General features: G+C 59.6%; 24 protein-coding genes. 3 read left to right on the plus strand and 21 right to left on the minus strand.

The window, feature by feature from the left end; genetic code table 11:
- Positions 1-5: 5 nt before the first annotated feature.
- Complete coding sequence (fnr, locus tag IB245_RS01995; RefSeq protein ID WP_008028550.1) at positions 6-740, minus strand: fumarate/nitrate reduction transcriptional regulator Fnr; 735 nt, start codon at positions 738-740, stop codon at positions 6-8.
- A 154-nt stretch (positions 741-894) separates the two neighbouring features.
- Between fnr and IB245_RS02000 the strand changes: the two genes are divergently transcribed.
- Positions 895-1,374: a hypothetical protein gene (locus IB245_RS02000; protein ID WP_192226261.1), complete on the plus strand. Its 480-nt coding sequence runs from the start codon at positions 895-897 to the stop codon at positions 1,372-1,374.
- On the opposite strand, the gene hemN is transcribed toward IB245_RS02000, so the two are convergent.
- The 8 genes from hemN to IB245_RS02040 all read right to left on the minus strand — a co-directional run bounded on the left by hemN (position 1,371) and on the right by IB245_RS02040 (position 9,266).
- Positions 1,371-2,753, minus strand: a complete 1,383-nt coding sequence (gene hemN, locus IB245_RS02005) for an oxygen-independent coproporphyrinogen III oxidase (protein ID WP_192226574.1) — start codon at positions 2,751-2,753, stop codon at positions 1,371-1,373. The two genes, IB245_RS02000 and hemN, sit on opposite strands and share 4 nt — an antisense overlap.
- 193 nt (positions 2,754-2,946) lie before the next feature.
- Positions 2,947-3,630, minus strand: a complete 684-nt coding sequence (locus IB245_RS02010; protein WP_008028545.1) for a sulfite exporter TauE/SafE family protein — start codon at positions 3,628-3,630, stop codon at positions 2,947-2,949.
- Positions 3,623-3,841 (minus strand): cbb3-type cytochrome oxidase assembly protein CcoS, encoded by a 219-nt coding sequence (gene ccoS / locus IB245_RS02015; RefSeq protein ID WP_008028543.1) that lies wholly within the window; start codon positions 3,839-3,841, stop codon positions 3,623-3,625. Before ccoS ends, IB245_RS02010 begins: the two co-directional genes overlap by 8 nt.
- Positions 3,842-3,865: 24 nt before the next feature.
- Entirely contained in the window at positions 3,866-6,316 is a 2,451-nt protein-coding gene (locus IB245_RS02020) for a heavy metal translocating P-type ATPase (protein WP_192226263.1), read from the minus strand.
- 111 nt (positions 6,317-6,427) lie between these two features.
- Positions 6,428-6,967, minus strand: a complete 540-nt coding sequence (locus IB245_RS02025) for a FixH family protein (RefSeq protein WP_008028539.1) — start codon at positions 6,965-6,967, stop codon at positions 6,428-6,430.
- A gap of 11 nt (positions 6,968-6,978) precedes the next feature.
- Positions 6,979-8,394 carry a cytochrome c oxidase accessory protein CcoG gene (gene ccoG / locus IB245_RS02030; RefSeq protein ID WP_008028537.1) on the minus strand — a complete coding sequence of 472 codons (1,416 nt, stop codon included), beginning with the start codon at positions 8,392-8,394 and terminating at the stop codon, positions 6,979-6,981.
- Positions 8,395-8,601: 207 nt separating this feature from the next.
- On the minus strand, positions 8,602-9,012 hold the full coding sequence (locus IB245_RS02035) for a type II toxin-antitoxin system VapC family toxin (protein ID WP_192226265.1): 411 nt from the start codon (positions 9,010-9,012) through the stop codon (positions 8,602-8,604).
- A complete protein-coding gene (locus IB245_RS02040) occupies positions 9,012-9,266 on the minus strand; it encodes a type II toxin-antitoxin system Phd/YefM family antitoxin (RefSeq protein ID WP_192226576.1) in 255 nt (84 codons plus the stop codon). The genes IB245_RS02035 and IB245_RS02040 overlap by 1 nt, the downstream gene beginning before the upstream one ends.
- A 450-nt stretch (positions 9,267-9,716) precedes the next feature.
- Here IB245_RS02040 and IB245_RS02045 point away from each other — a divergent pair, with 450 nt between their 5' ends.
- Positions 9,717-10,703, plus strand: coding sequence for a metallophosphoesterase family protein (locus IB245_RS02045; RefSeq protein WP_192226267.1), 987 nt, complete (start codon positions 9,717-9,719; stop codon positions 10,701-10,703).
- Positions 10,704-10,779: 76 nt separating this feature from the next.
- On the opposite strand, the gene ccoP (IB245_RS02050) is transcribed toward IB245_RS02045, so the two are convergent.
- The 8 genes from ccoP (IB245_RS02050) to ccoN (IB245_RS02085) all read right to left on the minus strand — a co-directional run bounded on the left by ccoP (IB245_RS02050) (position 10,780) and on the right by ccoN (IB245_RS02085) (position 17,692).
- Positions 10,780-11,763, minus strand: coding sequence for a cytochrome-c oxidase, cbb3-type subunit III (gene ccoP, locus IB245_RS02050; RefSeq protein WP_008037742.1), 984 nt, complete (start codon positions 11,761-11,763; stop codon positions 10,780-10,782).
- Positions 11,760-11,945 (minus strand): CcoQ/FixQ family Cbb3-type cytochrome c oxidase assembly chaperone, encoded by a 186-nt coding sequence (locus tag IB245_RS02055; protein ID WP_003175465.1) that lies wholly within the window; start codon positions 11,943-11,945, stop codon positions 11,760-11,762. The genes ccoP (IB245_RS02050) and IB245_RS02055 overlap by 4 nt, the downstream gene beginning before the upstream one ends.
- A 5-nt stretch (positions 11,946-11,950) precedes the next feature.
- Positions 11,951-12,559, minus strand: a complete 609-nt coding sequence (gene ccoO, locus IB245_RS02060) for a cytochrome-c oxidase, cbb3-type subunit II (protein ID WP_008028530.1) — start codon at positions 12,557-12,559, stop codon at positions 11,951-11,953.
- Positions 12,559-14,001 (minus strand): cytochrome-c oxidase, cbb3-type subunit I, encoded by a 1,443-nt coding sequence (gene ccoN / locus IB245_RS02065; RefSeq protein ID WP_008028528.1) that lies wholly within the window; start codon positions 13,999-14,001, stop codon positions 12,559-12,561. Before ccoN (IB245_RS02065) ends, ccoO (IB245_RS02060) begins: the two co-directional genes overlap by 1 nt.
- A gap of 484 nt (positions 14,002-14,485) precedes the next feature.
- Positions 14,486-15,439 carry a cytochrome-c oxidase, cbb3-type subunit III gene (gene ccoP, locus IB245_RS02070; RefSeq protein ID WP_192226269.1) on the minus strand — a complete coding sequence of 318 codons (954 nt, stop codon included), beginning with the start codon at positions 15,437-15,439 and terminating at the stop codon, positions 14,486-14,488.
- Complete coding sequence (locus IB245_RS02075) at positions 15,436-15,645, minus strand: cbb3-type cytochrome oxidase subunit 3 (RefSeq protein ID WP_008028524.1); 210 nt, start codon at positions 15,643-15,645, stop codon at positions 15,436-15,438. Before IB245_RS02075 ends, ccoP (IB245_RS02070) begins: the two co-directional genes overlap by 4 nt.
- A gap of 3 nt (positions 15,646-15,648) precedes the next feature.
- A complete protein-coding gene (gene ccoO, locus IB245_RS02080; RefSeq protein WP_008028522.1) occupies positions 15,649-16,257 on the minus strand; it encodes a cytochrome-c oxidase, cbb3-type subunit II in 609 nt (202 codons plus the stop codon).
- A 10-nt stretch (positions 16,258-16,267) separates the two neighbouring features.
- A complete protein-coding gene (gene ccoN / locus IB245_RS02085; RefSeq protein WP_008028521.1) occupies positions 16,268-17,692 on the minus strand; it encodes a cytochrome-c oxidase, cbb3-type subunit I in 1,425 nt (474 codons plus the stop codon).
- Positions 17,693-17,785: 93 nt separating this feature from the next.
- Between ccoN (IB245_RS02085) and IB245_RS02090 the strand changes: the two genes are divergently transcribed.
- Positions 17,786-18,493, plus strand: a complete 708-nt coding sequence (locus tag IB245_RS02090) for an alpha/beta family hydrolase (RefSeq protein ID WP_192226271.1) — start codon at positions 17,786-17,788, stop codon at positions 18,491-18,493.
- A 140-nt stretch (positions 18,494-18,633) separates the two neighbouring features.
- Here the strand turns inward: IB245_RS02090 and IB245_RS02095 are convergent, their stop codons facing one another.
- The 4 genes from IB245_RS02095 to acnA form a co-directional block, all read right to left on the minus strand.
- On the minus strand, positions 18,634-19,095 hold the full coding sequence (locus IB245_RS02095) for a hypothetical protein (RefSeq protein ID WP_192226273.1): 462 nt from the start codon (positions 19,093-19,095) through the stop codon (positions 18,634-18,636).
- Between the two features lie 234 nt (positions 19,096-19,329).
- Positions 19,330-20,895, minus strand: a complete 1,566-nt coding sequence (locus IB245_RS02100; protein WP_008028517.1) for a methyl-accepting chemotaxis protein — start codon at positions 20,893-20,895, stop codon at positions 19,330-19,332.
- Positions 20,896-21,000: 105 nt separating this feature from the next.
- The gene (locus IB245_RS02105; RefSeq protein ID WP_192226275.1) at positions 21,001-21,792 is read right to left on the minus strand and encodes a CPBP family intramembrane glutamic endopeptidase; all 792 of its coding nucleotides are present in this window, start codon (positions 21,790-21,792) and stop codon (positions 21,001-21,003) included.
- Between the two features lie 229 nt (positions 21,793-22,021).
- A complete protein-coding gene (acnA, locus tag IB245_RS02110) occupies positions 22,022-24,763 on the minus strand; it encodes an aconitate hydratase AcnA (RefSeq protein ID WP_192226277.1) in 2,742 nt (913 codons plus the stop codon).
- Positions 24,764-24,894 lie beyond the last annotated feature (131 nt).

Consider the following 24,894-nt stretch of genomic DNA (forward strand, 5'->3'; position numbering starts at 1 on the left):
CGTAATCAGCCTTCGATCGAACCGCCGGCGAGGGCGCAGAGCTGGATCGGGTCGAGGATGTGGATTTCCTTGCCTTCGGCGGCGATCAGCTCGTTCTGCTGGAAGCGCGTGAACACCCGCGACACGGTTTCCACCGCCAGGCCCAGGTAGTTGCCGATTTCATTGCGCGACATGCTCAGGCGAAACTGATTGGCCGAGAAGCCGCGAGCGCGGAAGCGTGCCGACAGGTTGACCAGGAAGGTGGCGATGCGCTCGTCAGCGGTTTTTTTCGACAGCAGCAACATCATCTGTTGATCGTCGCGGATTTCACGGCTCATCACGCGCATCAACTGACGGCGCAGTTGTGGCAGTTGCAGCGCCAGTTCGTCGAGGCGTTCGAACGGAATTTCGCAGACCGAGGTGGTTTCCAGTGCTTGCGCCGAGACCGGATGCTTTTCGGTGTCCATGCCCGACAGGCCAACCAGCTCGCTCGGCAGATGGAAACCGGTGAGTTGTTCTTCACCGCCATCGCTGAGACTGAAGGTTTTCAGGGCGCCAGAACGTACTGCATAAACGGAGTCGAAAACGTCGCCCTGACGGAACAGGAACTCGCCCTTCTTCAGTGGGCGGCCACGTTTAACGATTTCGTCCAGCGCATCCATGTCTTCCAGATTCAGAGAAAGTGGCAAGCAGAGGGGAGCCAGGCTGCAGTCCTTGCAATGGGCCTGGTTATGAGCGCGCAGTTTTACTGGCTCGGACATTTCTTAAATCCTTGTGGGAAAGCACACATAAGACGTAAGGGTACCTCACCGGAAGACGTTCAGGCCAGCGCTGTGCCGATTTGTCACGCCATGGTAAAGCGCCGCTGTCGGTGGCCGATAACCTGGCATCAACCTATGCGCAGGTACTCGTTTCATGGCCACCATCGGCGTGCTCAACCCCGGCAACAGTGGTGTGCAAACACTGCATGAGCCCGCAAACGGCCTGGCCGGCGAAGACTCGGCAATCGCCATTGGCCCGGCCACTTCGCCCGTGGCTGAAGGCATCAAAGTCTCGTTGTCTGGCGCCGGTTTGACCAAGGCTGCCAGTTCCCACGATGACAACAAGGACATTGAAGAAAGCGGGTTGCCGGAAAACATTCAACAGATCCTGAAAATGATTCGCCGAATACAGAAGCAGATCGCCGAGAAAGTCGCGAGCATGCAAGCGGTAATGGCAGACAAGCGACTTTCGGCCGAAGAGCGCAGGGCCAAGCTCGGCGCGCTGCAAGCGACCATCACCACCCTCAATGGCGGGATGATCACGGCCAATATGGTGCTGTCCAAAGCCATCTCGCAGGCGAGCCTGACCCCTGAGCAAGTGCTGAAGACGACTTCCCTGCTGTTGGAACGTTAGATGACCCGCGAAAACCGCTGGCGATTCTGTTGCTCCAGGTACGCGTCGAACACCATGCACACCGAACGCACCAGCAACCGTCCGGCCGGCAATACGGTGATCCGTTCATTGTTCAGTTCGATCAGTCCGTCTTCGGCCATGCGTTGCAGTTGCGGCCACAATTCGCCGAAGTAACCGCGAAAATCGATGTTGAAAGCTTTCTCGATCTCAGCGAACTCCAGGTTGAAACTGCAAATCAATTGTTGAATCACCGCTCGCCGCAGGCGGTCATCGGCATTGCACAGCAGGCCGCGATTGGTGGCCAGTTGTGCTGAGGCCAAGGCGTTCTGGTACTGATTCAGGTCGCTGCTGTTCTGGCAGTACAAGTCGCCAATCTGGCTGATGGCCGAGACGCCGAGGCCGATCAGGTCGCAATGGCCGTGAGTGGTGTAGCCCTGGAAGTTGCGTTGCAGGGTTGATTCTTCCTGAGCAATTGCCAGCTCATCGTCGGGCAGGGCGAAGTGATCCATACCGATGTAACGGTAGCCGGCGGCGGTCAGTTGTTCGATGGTGCGCTGGAGCATTTCCAGCTTCTGTGCCGGTGTCGGCAATTCGTCGCTGTTGATTCGCCGTTGCGGCATGAAGCGTTCCGGCAAGTGCGCGTAGTTGAACACCGACAGGCGGTCCGGTTGCAGGTTGATCACTTCGTCGACCGTGCGGGCGAAGTTCTCCGGTGTCTGCCTTGGCAAACCGTAGATCAGGTCGATGTTGATCGAGCGAAATTGCAGCGTCCGTGCGGCGTCGATCACCGCCCGGGTTTCCTCCAGGCTTTGCAGGCGATTCACCGCCCGTTGCACGGCCGGGTCGAGGTCTTGCAGGCCGATGCTGACCCGGTTGAAACCCAGTTCGCGCAGCAGGCCCATGGTCGACCAATCGGCTTCGCGCGGGTCGATCTCGATGCCGTAGTCGCCGGAATCGTCCTCCAGCAAATTGAAGCTTTTACGCAATTGGGCCATCAGCTGACGCAGTTCGTCATGGCTGAGAAAGGTCGGTGTGCCGCCACCGAAATGCAATTGCTCGACCTTCTGCGCCGGGTCGAGATGGCAGGCGATCAGCTGGATTTCCTGCTCCAGGCGCTGCAAGTAGGGCAGGGCGCGGCCGCGATCCTTGGTGATGACTTTGTTGCAGGCGCAGTAGTAGCAAATGTTCGCGCAGAACGGCACGTGCACATACAGCGACAAAGGCCGCAGGGCCTTGCGGCTTTCGCGCAGCGCATGGAACAGGTCGAAGGTGCCGACATGACCATCGAACTGCACGGCGGTCGGGTAGGAGGTGTAACGCGGTCCCGCCAGGTCATAACGGCGGATCAGATCAGTATCCCAACGAATGGCGTCGAGCATCATGCGGGCATTCCCCCGGATAGGCTGGCAGTGTCGGCAAGTCTATGGGGTGCGGCGTTGGGGCATCTTGATTTGCATCAACGGTCAGGATTTGTGTTGTTGGTGCGGGCCTCTTCGCGGGCAAGCCTCGCTCCTACAGTGGATCGCGCACAACTGTAGGAGCGAGGCTTGCCCGCGAAGGCCGCGCCGCCGATCAATGCCCCATAAGCCAATGCTGATGCGGCCCCGGCAAGGTCCAGATGCCAAACAGCATCACCAGCAAGCCGCCCGTCATGCGTACGTACCGTTTGCGCAACAGCGCCGTGACCCGCTCGGCCGCCAGCCCCGTTGCGAGCAACACCGGCCAGGTGCCCAGCCCGAACGCGAGCATCAGCAATGCACTGTCCAGCGCATTGCCCTGGCTCGCCGACCACAGCAACGTGCTGTAAACCAGCCCGCACGGCAGCCAGCCCCAGAGCGCGCCGAGTAACAAGGCTCGCGGCAGGCTCGACACTGGCAACAGCTTGTTCGCGACGGGCTGGATATGCCGCCACAGACCGCGACCGAGGCTTTCGATGCGGGTCAGGCCGCTCCACCAGCCGGCGAGATAAAGCCCCATGGCGATCAGCAGCAATCCGGCGAGGATACGCATGAACATCGCCGCCGGGCTGTTCGCCACCGCCCAACCCGCCAGGCCAATCAGCAGGCCGGCCGCTGCGTAACTGAGAATTCGCCCAAGGTTGTAGGCCAGCAGCAATCGAAACCGGCGGCTGCGCTGTTCCTTGGGAATTGCCAGGGTCAACGCGCCCATCAAGCCGCCGCACATGCCCAGGCAATGCCCGCCGCCGAGCAGGCCCAGGATGACCGCCGACACCAGCAGGGGCGCCAGCTCAAACATGCGGGGGCGCCTTGTCGTCCGGTTTGGCCGGATGGCCGCTGGCCTCGTCGACCGCGGCGGTGTGGTTCGGGTCCTGGTCGTCGAACAGGATGCTGTGGGCCGGGCCGTCGAGGTCGTCGTACTGACCGCTGTCGACCGCCCAGAAGAAGATGTAGACCGCGATGGCGACGATCAGCAGTGCGGCCGGGATCATCACGTAGAGAGCTGGCATGGTGAGGCTCCATGCCCGCGCGGCTCAGGCCGGCAGCGGGCGGGTTTCTGGCGTGGCGCTGGCGGCCGGCGTGCTCGGCAGGCGAGTCAGGCGCAGGGCGTTCAGCACCACGGTCAACGAACTGATGGACATGCCGACCGCCGCCCACACTGGCGTAATCCAGCCGAGGGCGGCGAACGGCAACATGAGGCCATTGTACAGCCCGGCCCACAACAGGTTCTCGATGATGACCCGACGGGTGCGCCGAGCGAGGCTGAAGGCTTGCACCAACGCGTCCAGGCGGTTGGACAACAACACCGCATCCGCACTGGTTTTCGCCAGATCGGTGGCCGACCCCATGGCGACGCTGATGTCGGCGGCGGCCAGTACCGGCACGTCATTCACGCCGTCACCGAGCATCAACACCTTGCGACCTTCCTTGTGCAACTGTTGCAGGACCTGCAATTTGTCGTCCGGACGCAAACCGCCACGGGCCTCGTCGATGCCCAGCTCGGCGGCGACGCTGGCGACCATCGGCGAGCTGTCACCCGACAGCAGCAACGTGCGCCAGCCGCGCGCCCGGCAGGCTTCCAGTAACGCGGGCGCATCGGCGCGCAAACGGTCGTCGAGGACGAACCATGCCAGCGGTCCGGCATTGTCGCCGAGCAGCAGCCATTGGCCGGCTTCATCCGGCATCAGCGGGATGGCAGCGCCACTGAGTTCGCAGACAAAAACCGGTTGGCCAATGCGCAGGCGTTGCTCACCGACCACGCCCTCCAGGCCCAGCCCCGGCGTGCTGTGGACTTCTTCAGCGGCCAGTGGTGCGCGGCCAAACGCACGGGCGATCGGGTGTTCGGAACGGTTTTCGAGGGCGGCGGCGAGGCCCAGGCATTGATCGCTGTCGAGCGCGCCGAGCGGGCGGATCGAGCGCAGCGCCAGGCGCCCTTCGGTGAGGGTGCCGGTCTTGTCGAAAATAACCGTGTCGATCTGGTTCAGGCCTTCCAGCACATGTCCGCGGGTCAACAACAAACCCAACTTGTGCAGCGTACCGGTGGCGGCGGTGAGGGCGGTCGGTGTGGCGAGGGACAGGGCGCACGGACAGGTCGCGACGAGCATCGCCAGGACAATCCAGAAGGCGCGCGATGAGTCCAGCTCCCACCACAGCAGACCAATGCAAGCGGATGCGATCAGCGTCAGCAGCAGGAACCATTGCGCGGCGCGGTCGGCGATCTCCGCCAGTCGTGGCTTCTCGGCCTGGGCGCGGTCGAGCAGGCGGACGATGGCAGACAGTCGGGTATCCTGGCCGAGGGCGAGGACTTCCACGGTCAGCGCGCCCTCGACGTTCAGGGTGCCGGCGGTGACGGCGTCACCAAGCGTGCGCGGCTGTGGCAGGTATTCGCCAGTCAGCAGGGATTCGTCGATGCTCGACTGACCGTCGAGGATCTTGCCGTCGGCCGGCAGGATCGCGCCGGGATGCACCAGAACCTGATCGCCGATGCGCAGTTCGCTGAGCAGGATCCGCTCACTCTGACCGTCGGCGCTCAGGCGCAAACACGAGGCGGGCAGCAGATTGACCAGCTGTGCGGTGGCGGCGGCGGTGCGTTCGCGGGCGCGACGCTCCAGATAGCGCCCGGCCAGCAGGAACAGCGCAAACATGCCGACGGCATCAAAATACAATTCGCCGACCCCGGTGATCGAGGTCCAGATCCCGGCGATGTAGGCACTGCCAATCGCCAACGACACCGAGACGTCCATGGTCAGGTGGCGGGTACGCAAATCGCGCATCGCCCCTTTGAAGAACGGCGCGCAGCTGTAGAACACGATCGGCGTGGTGAGGAACAGCGCGACCCAGCGCAGGATGGTGTGCAGCTCGGGGCTGAGGTCGATGTTGAATTCCGGCCAGGTGGCCATGGTCGCCATCATCGCCTGGAACCACAGCAGCCCGGCAACCCCGAGTTGGCGCAGGGCCAGGCGGTTTTCGCTGGCCAGTTGTTCGCTGGCGCGGTCGGCTTGATAGGGATGGGCGGCGTAACCGATGTGGCGTAACTCGCTGAGCACCTGGCTCAGCGGCAATTGCGCATCGGCCCAGCGTACGTGCAGGCGATGATTGGACAGGTTGAGGCGCGCTTCGGCCACCGCCGGCAAGCCGCGCAGGTGTTTCTCGATCAGCCAGCCACAGGCCGCGCAACTGATGCCTTCCATCAGCAGCGTGGTCTCGGCGAGTTCGCCTTCGTGGCGTACGAAGGGTTTTTGCACGTCGGCGCGATCGTACAGCGCCAGTTCATCCACCAACTGCACCGGCAACGCTTCGGGGTTGGCCGAGGCTTCGCTGCGGTGCTGGTAATAGCTTTCCAGCCCACCGGCGACAATCGCTTCGGCCACCGCCTGACAACCCGGGCAGCAGAACTCGCGGGTTTCACCGAGGACGGCCGCGGTGAAGCGGCTGCCGGCCGGGACGGGCAGGGCGCAGTGGTAGCAGGGGGTTGGGGTGGTCATGATTTTGGATCTATGTCGTCTGGAAGGGCCTCATCGCTGGCAAGCCAGCTCCTACAGGGGTTCGCACGATCCTGTAGGAGCCGGCTTGCCGGCGATGCGCGAAGCGCGACTTTACTTTTTCAGGTCTTCGGCGCCCTGCAGCGGTTCGTCACCCAGCAGCAGATCCTTGTCATGGCTGACCAGCTCTTCTTCGAACATACGCCAGATGTGGTCGTCCTGAGTACCCAGCAATTCGACAAAACGACGACCTTCCACCTTGTCGCTCAACTGGCCGATGTAGCGGCCCTGTTCGGTTTCGCTTTGGGCGAGGGTGATCTTGCGATCCTTCTCCGGCTGGGTCGGCGAGATCAGGTTCAGTTCGAGGGTTTTCGGTTGGCTGTTGCCGCTCAGGCGCAGGTCGACTTCGCCGGTCACGTCATCCAGGTGCACGCTGGCGCGCAGGAGCAGGGTTTGCGCCAGCAACTCACGGTCGAGGGAGCGGTTGATGCCTTTGCCGGCCTCGTAGTAGTTGTCGTTGACCAGGTTGTCCGGGTTGTTCACCGCGATGGTCACCATGGACAAGGTCAAAGTCACCGAACAGGCGAGGATGGCAATGATGATCCACGGCCAAAGATGCTTGTACCAGGGACTTGCGGCGTTTGCTGCGGGCATGATCACTTCTCTTAACGAATTTGTGGGCCGATGAACCGGCTCTTGGCTTCAACGTGGATGCTCTCGTCATCGGCATCCTTGAGGATGAATTTCACCTCGTTGGTGCTCGATGGCAGTTTTTCCGGCGCGATGGACAGTTCCACCGGCTGGCTGAAAATTTCGCCGGCGGCGACCTTGATCTCGCGTTTGCCTTGCAGCTTGAGATCCGGCAGGCCGGCGGCTTCCAGCACGTAGGTGTGGTCGCGCTGATCCTTGTTCATGATCTTCAGGCTGTAGACGTTTTCAATCCGGCCTTCGGCGTTCTCGCGGTACAGCACGCGGTCTTTACTGACGTCGAAACCGACCAGCGAACGCATGAAGAACGCGGTCGCCAGCAACGCCATCATCGCCAGCAATACAGCGGCGTAGCCGATCAGGCGCGGGCGCAGTTTATGGGTTTTTTGCCCGGACAGGTTGTGCTCGGTGGTGTAGCTGATCAGGCCGCGCGGGTAATCCATCTTGTCCATGATGCTGTCGCAGGCATCGATGCACGCAGCGCAACCGATGCATTCGATTTGCAGGCCGTCGCGGATGTCGATGCCGGTCGGGCAGACCTGGACGCACATGGTGCAGTCGATGCAATCGCCCAGGCCCTGAGCCTTGTAGTCGATGCCTTTCTTGCGCGGGCCGCGGCTTTCACCGCGACGTGGATCGTAGGAAACGATCAGCGTGTCCTTGTCGAACATCACGCTCTGGAAGCGTGCATACGGACACATGTAAATGCACACCTGCTCGCGCAACCAGCCGGCGTTGCCGTAAGTGGCGAGGGTGAAGAACCCGACCCAGAAATACGACCAGCCATCCGCTTCGCCAGTGAAGAATTCTATGGTTAGTTCGCGGATCGGCGAGAAGTAACCGACGAAGGTCATGCCGGTTGCGAAGCCGATCAGCAGCCACATCGAGTGCTTGCTGAATTTACGCAGGAACTTGTTGGCGCTCATCGGCGCCTTGTCGAGCTTGATGCGCTGGTTGCGGTCGCCTTCGGTGACCTTCTCGCACCACATGAAAATCCACGTCCAGACGCTCTGCGGGCAGGTATAACCGCACCAGACACGACCGGCGTACACGGTAATGAAGAACAGGCCGAACGCACTGACAATCAGAATACCCGAGAGCAGGATGAAATCCTGCGGCCAGAACGTTGCGCCAAAAATAAAGAACTTACGCTCCGGCAGGTTCCACCAGACGGCTTGATGACCGGCCCAGTTCAGCCAGACCGTGCCGAAATACAACAGAAACAAAAACGCGCCGCCCATCATCCGCAGGTTACGGAACAGGCCAGTGAAGGCGCGGGTGTAGATCTTTTCTCGAGAGGCGTAGAGGTCGACGCTGTTGTTCGCGTTCTTGGCAGGCGGGGTAACGTCGTGTACCGGAATCTGGTTGCTCATCAGTTGCATCCCACGGCAGTGGAAAAATGCCTCGGTCAGTACATGCCGACCGCGGTCAAAAAGGGGTGTTGCAGTGGCGCAATGATACGCCTGTAGCTCTAGATCAAGGGTGCGACCTTTGGTCACGTTGGTGGAAACCAACTGACGGTGTAATGACTTGAATCAATTGACTGGTGAAATTATGGACGGTTTTACGGGTGTCGACGTTCAATCGGCCCATGGATTGATCAGTGCCACGCCGCTGGATTGAAAGTCGCCGATATTGCGAGTGACCACCGTCAGACCATGCACCAGGGCAGTCGCTGCAATCAGCGCGTCGCTTTCGTTGGTGCTGTCTGGAACATGCAAGCCGGCACAGCGTAGGGCCACGGCGGCGTCGACGGGCAAGATTCTGGCATCAAAGGCTGGCATGACATGTCGCTTAAGCCAGGTACGCAATACCTTCCCCTGCGCGGGGTCACGACGCTCCATTCGCAGAACCCCGGTCTCCAGCTCCTTTAGGGTAATGGCCGAAATAAACATTCGTGGGGCGATGACGCTTTTGGCCCAGGCGACGACGTTTGCATCCGCCCGGGGTTTGCGCAATTCAGAAATCACATTGGTGTCGAGCAGAAACATCAGGACAGGTCCACGGGTCGATGAATGATCACGGCGCGCTCGGTTTCGAACTCGATGTCTGCCGCTTCCGGCATCACCAATAGATCGACAATGCTGGCGTTGCTGCCGGTGAGATTTTGGTAGTCCTCAATGCTTAGCAGTACATGGGCCGGCTTGCCACGGTCGGTGATGATAACCGGTCCCTGGCGCGTGGCTTTTTTGGCACTACTTGTGTCCTGATTGAATTCGCGGCTCGAGATAGTGGTGATGGCCATCATGGTTGGCCTCCTGAAATCGGTAATGTAGAAACGTTACTACTTGACCCTCTGCTTCGGCAACCTGAATCCATGAAGAAGGTTGTACCGTTCGTCGTTGCAGTGACGAAGGTCGGCTGCCAGCGCCGAGGTCACTCAGTTTGTTCTCAATGTGGCTGGTATTGCGTAGATGTTCAAAGAGATTAATTTTTATTGAAGGTAGTGGTTGTATTGAAAGTTTGATGGGGTTTAGGGTGAGTGATCTGTTGTGTGAGTTAGTTGGTTGAATTGGTTGAATTGGTTGAATTGGTTGAATTGGTTGAATTGGTTGTGTGGTTGATATTTCACAATTCTAAATGTGTTGTTTGTTGAGGTCTGAGTAAGTGTTGTTGTAGTTTTATTTTTGCAGGTGAGTTTTAAATGGATTTTGTGTGAGTGCACTCACTATTAAATATTAGGGAAAAGGACAAGATGGAATTAAGCAAAGGATGGCAGTTGTTGGTGTTACTGGTAGGTGTGTGGGTAGTTCCTGTTGTGTCGTCGGCGCAAACGCCACGGCATATCGTGTTCGCTTCGGACCCGCAGTTTCCCTGGACCGATAACACTGACGCCCGGTTGCCGGAGTCCGATTCGCAGCGGCTGGAGCGTTCCCGGTGGCTGATCGAAACGCAATACGACAGCATTGCCGACTTCAGGCGGCAACAGGGTGGGAGCGCGGCGGTTCCCGTGATGATCAATGGCGATATGACCGCCTTCGGTCATGCGAGTGAACGTTCCTATATCCAGCAGACGCTGGATGCGAAACTTCAAGGGGATTATGACTACGGGCTGGGTAATCATGACTATCAAAATAACGTGAATGATTGTTTTCTGAATAATTGCGCCGCTGGAAGCATTGAGGATCTGAAGGAACGCTATTGGGGAAAGGTCGGTAATATGGATCTGGCGGCGCGGGCTTCAGGGTCGAGCACCATTTATTACGGCAGCCTCGCGTACTCCAGGGATTATGGCGATGTGCACCTGGTGCAGTTACATAATGAGCCGACTTACTCGGTGACCTTCTCTTCAGGCACTATTTTCAGTTCGAAGGATTTTGAAATTACCCCGGCACTCGATTGGCTTGAGCGTGATCTTCAGCAGGCACGCGCACAGGGGAAAATCATTCTGCTGAACATGCATAAACCCAATGATTTTATGGGTGACTGGAGTCAGGAAAAACGGTTCAGGGACATGATCGATAAGTATGAAGTGACTGCAATATTCGCCGGTCATCTCCATGGGAGTAGCGGCTCCATGTGGTACACGAGCAGTGTGCCCGGCTTCATCAGCGGCAGTGCATCCCAGCAGACCTATCTGATCGCCAGTTTTTCCGAGGATCGCAAAAGCCTGCACGTCTATGCGGTCGACAACAACCGGTGGCAAAAACGTGAGCTGATAGCGACAGTGCCGGTGATATGAATTCAGGCTCGTCGCCCATAAAAAAGGCCCCGCCAGATCACTGGCGGGGCCGTTTTTTTTGCATCAGGCGTTTGCCTTACTGGGCATCCGCCGCCGGAGCTTTCTCACCGTGAGACAAGCTGTAGACGTAAGCGGCCAGCAGGTGAACCTTGTCGTTGCCTTGCAGCTGTTCTTGCGCAGGCATCTGGCCCTGACGGCCGTAACGGATGGTCTGCTGCAGTTGAGCGAAGCTCGAACCGTAGATGAACGCGCCCGGGTGGGTCAGGTCAGGTGCGCCCATCGCTGGCGTCCCTTTGCCGGCCGGACCGTGGCACGCCACGCAGTTGGCGGCGAACAGTTTCTGCCCGGCAGCCGGGTCAGCCTTGGTGCCTTCCGGCAGCTTGCGGCCATCGAGGCTGGTCAGGACGAACGCAGCAACGTCCGCAACACCTTGCTCGCCGATCACTTCAGCCCACGCCGGCATGACCGCGTGGCGGCCGCCCATGATGGTTGCCTTGATGGTTTGCGCTTCACCGCCCCAGCGCCAGTCGGCGTCGGTCAGGTTCGGGAAGCCATAAGCGCCTTTGGCGTCGGAGCCGTGGCAAACCGAGCAGTTGGAGGCGAACAAACGGCCACCCATCTTCAGGGCTTGCGGGTCCTTGGCGACTTCTTCGATTGGCATGGAAGCGAATTTGGCGAAGATCGGGCCGAACTTGGCGTCCGACTTGGCCATTTCCTTTTCCCACTCGTGAACGCCGGTCCAGCCGCTCTGGCCGTTGGCGAACGCGGTCTGCTTCTCGTTATCCAGGTAGTTGTAACCCGGCAGCAGGCCTTTCCAGTTGCCCAGGCCCGGGTACAGCACCAGGTAACCCAGGGCGAAAATGATGGTGCCCACGAACAGCATGAACCACCATTTTGGCAGCGGGTTGTCGTACTCCTCGATCCCGTCGAAGGAGTGGCCAACCGTTTCTTCGGTGGCTTCGCTGCGCTGGCCCTTGCGGGTGGACAGCAACAGCCAGGTCAGGGCGAAGATGGTGCCGAGACTGAGGACTGTGACGTACAGACTCCAGAACGTAGTCATTCTTTGTTACTCCTAGAAGCTTGCTCGACGTGCTTGATGGCTTCGGGATCATCCGCGAAAGGCAGCAAGGTCGCGTCTTCAAACTCCGACTTGCGCTTGGGGCTGAACACCCACAGCGCCAGACCGATGAAGGCCACCATCACAACAACGGTGCCCAGGCCACGAATCATCCCGATATCCATCTAAATCACCGTTTGCTTTTGATGATGGTGCCCAGGCCTTGCAGATAGGCCACCAGCGCGTCCATTTCGGTTTTGCCCTTCACAGCATCCTTGGCGCCGGCGATGTCTTCGTCGGTGTAAGGGACGCCGAGCGTGCGCAAGACTTCCATTTTCTTGGCGGTGTCTTTGCCGTCGAGCTTGTTTTCCACGAGGAACGGGTAGGCCGGCATTTTCGACTCGGGCACTACGTTGCGCGGGTTGTACAAATGCGCACGTTGCCAGTCATCGGAGTAACGACCGCCGACACGGGCCAGGTCTGGACCGGTACGCTTGGAACCCCACAGGAACGGGTGGTCCCAGACGCTTTCACCGGCAACCGAGTAGTGGCCGTAGCGTTCGGTTTCAGCACGGAACGGGCGGATCATCTGCGAGTGGCAGCTGACACAACCGTTGGCGATGTAGATGTCGCGGCCTTCCAGTTCAAGGGCGGTACGAGGCTTCATGCCTTCGACCGGCTTGTTGGTGACGTCCTGGAAAAACAGCGGAACGATCTGGGTCAGGCCGCCGATGCTGACGGCGATGACCATGAAGAAGGCCAGCAGGCCAATATTCTTCTCGACTGCTTCATGCTTCATCAGTGAGCTCCAACTACAGCAATCTGTTCGGCGGCTTCAGCTTCTGCCGGGTTCGAGGCACGTACGGTACGCCATACGTTGTAGGCCATGAGCAGCATGCCGGTGGCGAAGAATGCGCCGCCCAATGCGCGAACGATGAAGCCCGGGTGGCTGGCTTGCAGCGCTTCGACGAACGAGTAGGTGAGGGTGCCGTCGTCGTTGATTGCACGCCACATCAGACCCTGGGTGATGCCGTTGACCCACATCGAAGCGATGTACAGCACGGTACCGATGGTCGCGAGCCAGAAGTGTGCGTTGATCAGGCCGATGCTGTGCATCTGCGCGCGACCGAACAGTTTCGGGATCATGTGGTAGATCGCGCCGATCGAGATCATTGCTACCCAGCCAAGAGCGCCGGCGTGTACGTGGCCGATGGTCCAGTCGGTGTAGTGCGACAGCGAGTTGACGGTCTTGATCGCCATCATCGGACCTTCGAAGGTCGACATGCCGTAGAACGCCAGGGAGACCACGAGGAAGCGCAGGATCGGGTCGGTGCGCAGCTTATGCCAGGCGCCCGACAGGGTCATCATGCCGTTGATCATGCCGCCCCAGCTTGGTGCCAGCAGGATGATCGACATGGCCATGCCCAGCGACTGCGCCCAATCCGGCAGCGCGGTGTAGTGCAGGTGGTGCGGACCGGCCCAGATGTACAGGGTGATCAGCGCCCAGAAGTGCACGATGGACAGGCGATAGGAGTAGATCGGACGCTCGGCCTGCTTCGGAACGAAGTAGTACATCATCCCGAGGAAGCCGGTGGTCAGGAAGAAACCTACGGCGTTGTGGCCGTACCACCACTGGATCATCGCATCCGTCGCACCGGCGTAGGCCGAGTAGGACTTGAAGAAACTGACCGGCAGCGAGGCGTGGTTGACGATGTGCAGCATCGCCGTCACGACGATGAAGGCACCGTAGAACCAGTTGCCCACATAGATGTGCTTGGTCTTGCGCTTGGTGATGGTGCCGAAGAACACCAGACCGTAGGTGACCCAGACGATGGCCAGCAGAATAGCCAGGGGCCATTCCAGCTCAGCGTATTCCTTGGTGGTGGTGTAACCCAGCGGCAAGGTAACGATGGCGCCGACGATCACCGCTTGCCAACCCCAGAAGGTGAAGGCCGCGAGGCTGTCGGAAATCAGTCGCGTTTGGCAGGTTCGCTGCACGACGTAATAAGAAGTGGCAAACAGTGCACAACCACCAAAGGCGAAAATCACCAGGTTAGTGTGCAACGGGCGCAGGCGTCCAAAGCTCGTCCACGGCAGACCGAAGTTCAACTCCGGCCAGACCAGTTGCGAGGCGATGAAGACACCGAGCCCCATGCCAAGGATCCCCCAGACCACCGTCATGATGGCGAACTGGCGGACTACCTTATAGTTATAAGCAGTCGGACTGATTGCTGTGCTCATTCTAAGGTTCCACGGTTTGGGTGTTTTATTAGGAGTAAAAATCGGCCGCAAGTATGGAGAAAGCAGGGGGTCATTGCAACGCGCCATGACCTGGGTCAATGCTTTCAAAAGCTGATTCTGCGGCCTTTCCATGCGCCGCGTAAGGACAAAATCGCCCTCGGACAAAATGTCGCAGCGAACGAAAATGATGAGAGGGTCAGGTCAGTTGTAACGGGGTGTGTTCAAACGCAACGATCGAGTGACCGATGGCAATTGGCACGACAGCCGGTATCTACCAGCCTTTGCGGCTTGTCATCGAGCTGATTCGTCGAACACATCGGGTCGGGTCGACCTGGAACCGGCTCAAGCCAGTCCGCATCGGGGCAAGCTTAGACCCGAATCTGGTGAACCGAAAGGCGGACTAACGGAGGGGTGCGACAATGGGTCGCAAAGGGGCAGGGAACTGCCGCATCCCAGAAGAATGCGGCAGCAGAGCGGTCAAGAATTATTCGCTTTTGCCTTCGGCCTGCAAACGCTCTGTATTCAGACCGTGGGACAGGCTGTACACATAAGCGGCCAGCAGTTGCACTTTGTCGTTGCCGAGCAGTTCGTTCTGCGCCGGCATATGGCCCTGGCGGCCATGGCGGATCGTTTGTTGCAGTTGCGCCAGGCTTGTACCGTAGATAAAACCGGCCGGTTGCGTCAGGTTCGGCGCACCCATGGCTTCAGTGCCCTGGCCGTTTGCCCCGTGACAGGCTACGCAGGTGGTGCTGAATGCTTGCTGTCCGGCGTGCAGGTCGGCGGTGTCGCCAGCCGGCAATGGCAGGCCGGCCAGTTCATGACGCACATACGCGGCAACGTTTTTCACGCCGGCTTCACCGAGGATTTCACCCCAGGCCGGCATCGCCGCCATGCGTCCACCCATGATCGTGGTCTTGATCATCTCGGCGTCGCCGCCCCAGCGCCAGTTGCTGTCGGCCAGGTTCGGGAAGCCGAAAGCACCCTTGGCATCCGAGCCGTGGCACACCGAGCAGTTCGAGGCGAACAGGCGACCGCCCATTTTCAGCGCTTGCGGGTCCTTGGCCACTTCTTCCACCGGCATGGCGGCGAATTTGGCGAAGATCGGTCCGAACTTCGCGTCGGCCTTGTTCATCTCCTTTTCCCATTCGTGAACGCCGGTCCAGCCGTTCTCGTAACCCGGCAGGATGCCTTTCCAGTTGCCCAGGCCCGGGTAAAGAATCAGGTAGCCCACGGCGAACACCAGCGTGCCGGCGAACAGCATGAACCACCACTGCGGCAGCGGATTGTCATATTCCTCGATGCCGTCGAAGCTGTGGCCCATGGTCTGGTCGACGCTGCCCTTGGTTTCGCCCTTGCGGGTGCCGATCAGCAGCCAGGTCAGGCCGATCAGGCTGCCGATGGTCAGTACGCAGATCCACGTACTCCAGAAAGTGGTCATGACCGGGTACTCCTTGCTTCAGGTTCTTGGGTGCTATCGGCTTGTGGCTCATCGGCGAACGGCAGTAAACGTGCTTCGGCGAACTCCGGATTGCGCTTGCTGTTGAACACCCACAACGTCAGGCCGACGAAGGCCACGAACACCACGACCGTGCCCAGGCCGCGAATCAATCCACTGCTCATTACGCTCATTATTTCAAAGGGCATGGCTCACCTCTTGCTCTTGATGGCAGTGCCGAGCACTTGCAGGTAGGCGACCAGTGCGTCCATTTCGGTCTTGCCCTTGAGCGATTCGACCGAGCCTGCGATGTCGGCATCGGTGTACGGCACGCCGAGGGTGCGCATCGCCTTGATCTTGGTTTCGGTGTGGCTGCTGTCGAGCTGATTGGCCACCAGCCATGGATAGGCCGGCATCTTCGATTCCGGCACCACGTTGCGCGGGTTGTACAAGTGCGCGCGGTGCCAGTCTTCGGAGTAGCGGCCGCCGACACGGGCCAGGTCCGGACCGGTACGCTTGGAACCCCACAGGAACGGGTGGTCCCAGACGCTTTCCCCGGCCACCGAGTAGTGACCGTAGCGCTCGGTCTCGGCACGGAACGGCCGGATCATCTGCGAGTGGCAACCGACACAGCCTTCGCGGATGTAAATGTCGCGACCTTCCAGTTGCAGCGCGGTATAGGGCTTCATGCCTTCCACCGGTTTATTGGTCACGTCCTGGAAGAACAGCGGGACGATCTGCGTCAGACCGCCGATGCTCACGGCCAGGACCATCAGCAGCATCAGCAGGCCGACGTTTTTTTCGATTGTTTCGTGTTTCATCTCGGACTCCTCAGGCCATCTGCGCGGCAGCGGCGACTTCGGCAGGCTGCGAGGCCCGCACGGTGCGCCAGGTGTTGTAAGCCATCAGGAACATGCCGCTGAGGAAGATCGCACCGCCCACCAGTCGCACGATGAAGCCTGGGTGGCTGGCCACCAGGGTTTCGACGAAGGAGTAGGTCAGCGTGCCGTCTTCGTTGACTGCGCGCCACATCAGGCCCTGGGCGATGCCGTTGACCCACATCGAGGCGATGTACAGCACGGTGCCGATAGTGGCCAGCCAGAAGTGCGCGTTGATCAGGCCGATGCTGTGCATCTGCGGGCGACCGAAGATTTTCGGGATCATGTGGTACAGCGCGCCGATGGAAATCATCGCCACCCAGCCGAGTGCGCCGGCGTGTACGTGGCCGATGGTCCAGTCGGTGTAGTGGGAGAGGGCGTTCACGGTCTTGATCGCCATCATCGGTCCTTCGAAGGTCGACATGCCGTAGAACGCCAGGGAGACCACGAGGAAGCGCAGGATCGGGTCGCTGCGCAACTTATGCCAGGCGCCCGAGAGCGTCATCATGCCGTTGATCATGCCGCCCCAGCTTGGCGCCAGCAGGATCAGCGACATCACCATGCCCAGCGACTGCGCCCAGTCCGGCAGCGCGGTGTAGTGCAAGTGGTGCGGACCGGCCCAGATGTACAGGGTGATCAGCGCCCAGAAGTGCACGATCGACAGGCGATAGGAATACACCGGACGCTCGGCCTGTTTCGGCACGAAGTAGTACATCATCCCGAGGAAACCGGCGGTGAGGAAAAAGCCTACGGCGTTGTGGCCGTACCACCACTGCACCATGGCATCGGTCGCACCGGCGTACAGCGAGTAGGACTTGGTGAAACTCACCGGCAGCTCAAGGTTGTTGACGATGTGCAAAATCGCCACGGTGATGATGAAACCACCGAAGAACCAGTTGCCCACATAGATGTGCTTGGTCTTGCGCTTGGCCAGCGTGCCGAAAAACACGATGGCGTAGGCGACCCAGACGATGGTGATCAGGATGTCGATCGGCCATTCCAGCTCGGCGTATTCCTTGGAGCTGGTGTAACCCAGCGGCAGGCTGATCGCCGCCAGCAGGATCACCAGTTGCCAGCCCCAGAAGCAGAACGCGGCGATTTTCGGTGCAAACAGTTGCGTCTGGCAGGTGCGTTGCACCGAATAGAACGAACTGGCGAACAGGGCGCAGCCGCCGAACGCGAAGATCACCGCGTTGGTGTGCAGCGGGCGCAAGCGGCCGAAACTGGTCCACGGCAAATTGAAGTTGAGTTCGGGCCAGACCAATTGAGCCGCGAGAAAAACCCCGAGCCCCATGCCGACGATGCCCCACACCACCGTCATAATGGCGAATTGGCGGACCACCTTGTAGTTGTAGGCGGTACTGATAGAAGTGTTCATGGTTCCCCATCCACGGTTCAGCCGAAAGGGCGTTCGCGCAAGGCAGACGCTCCCTTCGCCTGGAGTTATAGGCAGACTAAAAGCGAGGCAAGCATGGACAAAGAGCACAAGGCCAGTATTGACGGGGATCAATGGGCGCAGTGTGTGCGGGAGCATGGATGGCTGTGGAATGAAGCCGCTTCAACGGTTTCGGTTGAGCCTGTGACGCTGATTGTTGCGCATGGCGCCGGGGCACCGATGGACAGCGCCTGGATGAACGACATGGCCGCGCGCCTTGCTGCGCAGGGCGTCAACGTGCTGCGCTTCGAGTTCCCCTACATGGCGCAACGACGTGTCGATGGCGGCAAGCGTCCCCCGAACCCGGCGCCGAAACTGCTGGAGTGCTGGCGTGAGGTGTATGCCGTGGTGCGACGCCATGTCACTGGCCGCCTGGCCATTGGCGGCAAGTCCATGGGCGGGCGGATGGCCAGTCTATTGGCCGATGAGCTCATAGCCGATGCGTTGGTGTGCCTCGGCTATCCGTTTTATGCCGTAGGCAAACCGGAGAAGCCACGGGTCGAGCATCTGGCTGCGCTGAAGACCCGGACGCTGATTGTCCAGGGCGAGCGCGATGCGTTGGGGAATCGTGAGGCGGTAGAGGCCTATGCGTTGGCGCCGAGTATCGAGGTGTTCTGGCTGGTGGCGGGGGATCATGATTTGAAGCCGTTGAAGGCTTCGGGGTTTACGCATGAGCAGCATTTGACGGCTGCGGTGGGGAGGGTGGCTGAGCTTCTTCAGCGAGGTCATTCCTTACAAAAATGACCTCATCGCGAGCAGGTGCTCCGAAGTTTTGCCACGCACACACATGTGCGCTCAACAAAAACGTGCGAGGAGCCTGATCACGAAGAGGTCATGAGAGCCATCGTTCTTGGATCGGCACTTTTGCCTTCCTGCTTCATGTGTTATTGGTCGGCTCTTTTCAAATCGAATGTGCCTATCGGATTCATTCGATAGCCCTCTCTATCAAAATTTGCATTGAAATCGCCATGCACTGTCCCCTTGACTGGATCGAGCCTGATAGTAAGTTCCGCCTTGTCTGCCAGGATGGATGTGAAGTTAGGTGCGGGGGGAACTGAATGGAAATGGAATACGGTAAGCTGCTGCCCATCCCCAATCTTGTAGGTTTTCTCTAGCAGGTCATCACCCTCATAAGGCACTAAGAATTGAAGCGCGAAGAACGTACCGTGATCAGTCGAGCCGGTAGAGCCGTAGAAAACCCAATTGTCGATACCAGTCCCGCCAAGAAACGCCCTAAATAAAGTAAATTCAGCGTAGATCGGTGCCCCTGTGAATCTCCAGTGAAAATCGTCACCAGCTGCCTGACTTTTATGGTCGTCCGGGAAAAAAATTGGAAAAGCACTCATCGAAAATATCCTTTTCTGTTTAAAGTCGAAGGAAGTAAATGCCGGGTGTAACGGCATTTAAATGCTACCCCACCGTACTGGCGTGTCTACTGTCATAACTGACAGTTGGGTGCGTACTTTCAGCTGAATTTCGCGCAGTGGCGGCCAAATGCGCGCTGTCGATTTTTGACTTTCATCAGGCAATAAAAAACCCGGAGGCTTTCACCGTCCGGGTTTTTGTATTTCCAGCATCAATCAGCGGTTAAACCGCTCCACCAACGAATACTGGGTATTCGCCGTTTTCGTCAGCTCTTCACTCAACAACGCCGAGTGCTGCGCCTGTTCCGACGTCTGGTCGGCCAGTTGCGAGATGTTGCTGATGTTGCGGCTGATTTCTTCGGCCACCGAGCTTTGCTCTTCGGTCGCGGCCGCAATCTGGGTGGTCATGTCGGTGATGTGTGCCACCGCTTCGCTGATCCCGACCAGTGCCTGATCCGCTTCGAGCACCCGTGCCACACCTTCTTCAGCCTGGCGATGCCCGGATTCCATGGTTTGCACGGCGGTGCTGGCGGTTTGCTGGAGCTTGGCGATCAGGGCGTGAATCTGCCCGGTGGATTCGCTGGTGCGCTGCGCCAATTGGCGAACTTCGTCAGCAACCACCGCAAAGCCGCGACCCATCTCGCCGGCACGCGCCGCTTCGATGGCGGCGTTCAACGCCAGCAGGTTGGTCTGGTCGGCGATGCCTTTGATCACGTCGACCACGCCGCCGATTTCATCGCTGTCCTTGGCCAGTTGCGTCACGGTCAGGCCGGTTTCGCCGACCACCTCGGACAGGCGCTGAATGGCTTCGCGGGTTTCCCCGGCGATGTCACGGCCGCGCCCGGTCAGGCGATTGGCTTCTTGAGTCGCGTCCGCCGTGCGTTGCACGTGGCTGGCGACTTCCTGTGTGGTGGCGGCCATCTGGTTGACGGCGGTGGCCACTTGTTCGGTTTCGACGCGCTGACGTTCCAGGCCGGTGGAGCTGCTGTGAGCCAGGGTGTCGGACTGTTTCGCCTGGTCGCTCAGGTGCTCGGCGGTGTCCTGCAGACGGGTCAGGCAGGTTTTCAGGCGGGCTTCCTGGCTGAGGATCGACATCTCCAGACGCGCCTGGGCACCACGGCTGTCGGTGTACATCTGCGCGATCAGCGGGTCGGAGGTGGTCTGCTCGGCCAAGCGCAGCAAGCGCTTGAGGCCGCGCTGTTGCCAGCTCAACCCCAGCAGGCCCAATGGCACCGAAAGACCGGCGGCCAGGGCAAAACCCCATTGGGAGTTGAGCGTGGCACCGATCATGAAGCTCAGCTGGCTGACCAGAATGAACGGCAACCAGTCCTGCAGGACCGGCAGCCATTTATCGGTGGAAGGAATCGCTGACTTGCCCTGGTTGATGCGTTGGTAGAGCGCTTCGGCACGCTGGATCTGCTCGGCGGTGGGTTTGACCCGCACCGACTCGTAACCGATCACCTGGTTGCCATCGAACACCGGTGTGACGTAGGCGTTAACCCAGTAGTGGTCACCGGTCTTGCAGCGATTCTTGACAATGCCCATCCATGGCAAGCCTTGTTTCAATGTGCCCCACATGTGCGCGAACACCGCGGCCGGTACGTCGGGGTGACGAACCAGGTTATGCGGTGCACGGATCAGTTCCTCGCGGGAATACCCACTGATTTCGACGAAAGCGTCGTTGCAGTAGGTGATCACGCCCTTGGCATCGGTGGTGGAGATCAACCGTTGCTGAGCCGGGAAGGTCCGTTCGCGTTGTGTAATGGGCTGGTTGTTACGCATGGCTTTTTTCAATCCGCAAGGCTTTGAGAGGTTGTCGGCACCGTCAGGGATTTATTGAAGAATATTTTTCAATAATCAGCGGCGCGTCGCAAAACGACCGTTGCGTCAGTCCGCCAGCATCGGATAGGTGAACAGGCTGAAATGCAGCAGGTTCAAACCGAAATGCGTGGCAATGGCCGCACCTAACCCGCCGAAACGGTAGGCCAGACCATAGCCGACACCTGCCAGACTCGCCAGCAACACCCATTGCCAGCCAGCGCCCGCATGCACCAGGCCAAACAACAGCGAGGCGAGCAGCAGCGCCAGGTTTTCACCATAAGGCAGGTGTTTAAAGTGCCGGCTGAGGCCGCCCTGAAGGTAGCCGCGAAACAGCGCCTCTTCCACCAGCGTCACCAGCAACAGGTTGTTGAACAGCCACAGCCAGGCCTGATCAGGCCATTTGGGGGCCCAACTGATCACACCCAACAACAGCGCGCCACCCAATGCCAGCACGCTGCTCAGTGTCAGCCCCAGCAGCGCGGCGGGAATGGAAAGCCGCAGCGAATGCCGGCCGACAATCCACGGGCAGACCAGCAACAGCCAGAAACCAATCAGCGGTTTGTCCAGATTCAGGTACAGCGCAAACGGTACGGCATCGTCGGTAATACGATGCGGATTGATGCCTCGACCGTTGTAGAAGCCGGGGAGCCAGTGCATCGCCAATGCCAGCGCCATGAAAATGAACAGGCCGTGACCGAGGTAATGACCGACCCGGACCTGTTGCTGACGCACGGCGAAACCGGCGATCAACAGCAATGCGACCGAGATAAGCGCCAGCCAGCCGAGATGGCCGTAGGACAGCGCCATGGCATAACCGAGGGAGAGCAGGGCCAGGAAGGTCCATGGCAAAGCAAACATCTGAAGTCCTTGTGTTCGAAATTCTGCGGGTCGCCTCGGTCCACTGTAGGAGCAAGCTTGCTCGCGATGGCGGAGTGTCAGGCGGCACTGATATTGGATGTTACGGCCCCATCGCGAGCAGGCTCGCTCCCACAGTGGTCTTGTGTGGGGCTATAAAAGCGCGGCGATTATAGAGGCGTGTCCACAAACAAAAACACCGCCCGAAGGCGGTGTCTTTTTCTGCAAATACTTACGACGCAATCAACTGCCGCAACACGTAATGCAAAATCCCCCCAGACTTGAAGTACTCGACTTCATTCAGCGTATCGATCCGGCACAACACCTCGATCTTCTCGCGGCTGCCGTTTTCACGGGTGATGATCAGCGTCAGGTTCATTCGCGGCGTCAGCTCGACACCGCTCAGGCCCTGAATGTCCAGGGTCTCTTTGCCAGTCAGATTGAGGCTCTTGCGGTTCTGATCCAGCTTGAACTGCAGGGGCAGCACGCCCATGCCGACCAGATTGGAGCGGTGAATCCGCTCGAAGCTTTCAGCGATGACCGCTTTCACGCCCAACAGATTGGTGCCCTTGGCCGCCCAGTCGCGGCTCGAACCTGTGCCGTATTCTTGCCCGGCAATCACCACCAGCGGCGTGCCCGAGGCTTGGTAACGCATGGCCGCGTCGTAGATCGCCAGTTTTTCCCCGGTAGGAATGTAAATCGTATTGCCGCCTTCCTCGCCGCCGAGCATCTCGTTGCGAATGCGGATGTTGGCAAAGGTGCCGCGCATCATCACTTCATGGTTGCCGCGACGGGAGCCGTAGGAGTTGAAGTCCCGTGGCTCCACACCTTTCTCGCGCAGGTAATGGCCGGCGGGGCTCTCGGTCTTGATGTTGCCGGCGGGGGAGATGTGGTCGGTGGTCACCGAGTCGCCGAGCAGCGCAAGGACCCGTGCGCCCGCGACGTCCTTGACCACGGGCGGCGGTCCGCCGATGTCGTCGAAAAACGGTGGGTGCTGGATGTAAGTCGAATCTTCCTGCCAGACATAGGTCGCCGCTTGAGGCACTTCAATCGCCTGCCATTGCTCATCGCCGGCAAACACTTCGGCGTATTCCTTGTGGAACATCGCGGTGTTGACCTGATTCACCGCGTCGGCGATTTCTTGGGTGCTTGGCCAGATGTCCCGCAAGTAAACCGGGTTGCCGTCCTTGTCGTCACCCAATGGCTCACTGCTGATATCAATGCGCACCGTGCCGGCCAGCGCAAACGCGACGACCAGCGGCGGCGAGGCCAGCCAGTTGGTTTTCACCAGCGGATGCACGCGGCCTTCGAAGTTGCGGTTGCCCGACAGCACCGAAGCGACGGTCAGGTCGGCTTTCTGGATGGCTTTTTCGATCGGCTCCGGCAGCGGTCCGGAGTTGCCGATGCAGGTGGTGCAGCCATAACCGACCAGGTCGAAACCGAGTTGATCCAGGTATTGCGTCAGCCCGGCGGCCTTGTAGTAGTCGGTCACCACTTTGGAACCGGGAGCGAGCGAGCTTTTCACCCACGGTTTGCGCTTGAGGCCTTTTTCCACGGCTTTTTTTGCCACCAGTCCGGCGGCCATCATTACGCTCGGGTTGGAAGTGTTGGTGCAGGAGGTGATTGCGGCGATGACCACCGCGCCGTTTTTCAAGCGATAGGTTTGACCTTCATAGTCGTAGTCGGCTTCACCGGCCAAGTCGGCATTGCCCACCGCAACGCCACCGCCGCCTTCACTTTCGAGGCGACCTTCTTCCTTGCTGGCAGGTTTGAATTGCAGGTCGGTGAAGTCACTGAATGCTTGCGCAACATTCGGCAACGACACCCTGTCCTGTGGGCGTTTCGGCCCGGCGAGGCTGGCTTCGACGCTGCGCATGTCCAGCGCCAGGCTGTCGGTGAACACCGGCTCCTTGCCCGGCTGGCGCCACAGGCCTTGCGCCTTGCTGTAGGCCTCGACCAGTTTCACGGTTTCAAGTGGACGACCGGACAGGCGCAGATAATCCAGAGTGATGTCATCCACCGGGAAAAAGCCGCACGTAGCGCCGTATTCCGGGGCCATGTTGGCGATGGTCGCGCGGTCGGCCAGCGGCAGGTCGGCGAGACCGTCGCCGTAGAACTCGACGAATTTGCCGACCACACCTTTCTTGCGCAGCATCTGGGTCACGGTCAGCACCAGGTCGGTGGCGGTGATGCCTTCCTTCAATTTGCCGGTGAGTTTGAAGCCGATCACTTCCGGAATCAGCATCGACACCGGTTGGCCGAGCATCGCCGCTTCCGCTTCGATCCCGCCGACACCCCAGCCGAGCACGCCGAGGCCGTTGATCATGGTGGTGTGGGAATCGGTGCCGACCAGGGTGTCGGGGAACGCGTAGGTGCGGCCGTCTTCATCCTTGGTCCAGACCGTGCGGCCGAGGTATTCGAGGTTCACCTGATGGCAGATTCCGGTGCCCGGCGGCACCACGCTGAAGTTGTCGAAGGCGCTCTGGCCCCAGCGCAGAAAGGCGTAACGCTCGCCGTTGCGCTGCATTTCAATGTCGACGTTCTGTTCGAAGGCGCTGGCGCTGCCGAACTTGTCGACCATCACCGAGTGGTCGATCACCAGGTCCACCGGCGACAGTGGATTGATCCGCTGCGGGTCGCCTCCGGCCTTGGCCATGGCGGCGCGCATGGCGGCCAGGTCGACCACGGCGGGAACGCCGGTAAAGTCTTGCATCAAGACGCGGGCGGGGCGGTACTGGATTTCGCGGTCGGAGCGGCGCTCCTTGAGCCACGCGGCAATCGCTCGCAGGTCGGCGCCGGTGACGGTTTTTTCGTCTTCCCAGCGCAGCAGGTTTTCCAGCAGCACTTTCAACGACATCGGTAGCTTGTCGAGATCACCGAGGCTTTTGGCGGCATCGGGCAGACTGAAGTAATGGTAGGTCTTGTCGTCGACTTGCAGGGTTTTAAGGGTTTTCAGGCTATCGAGGGACGGCATTACGATCACTCCTTAAAGTCCGCACGGCTACGGACTGAGGGGACGGACAGAGCTTTCAACCTAGCCCCGTTTGAACGTTAAAGCTAATAACCGGACTCTATGGGCAAGTCCGAGGTTCCGAACTCGGCTAT

This window comes from Pseudomonas sp. PDM02 (assembly GCF_014852285.1).
In the GTDB taxonomy this organism is placed as follows: domain Bacteria; phylum Pseudomonadota; class Gammaproteobacteria; order Pseudomonadales; family Pseudomonadaceae; genus Aquipseudomonas; species Aquipseudomonas migulae.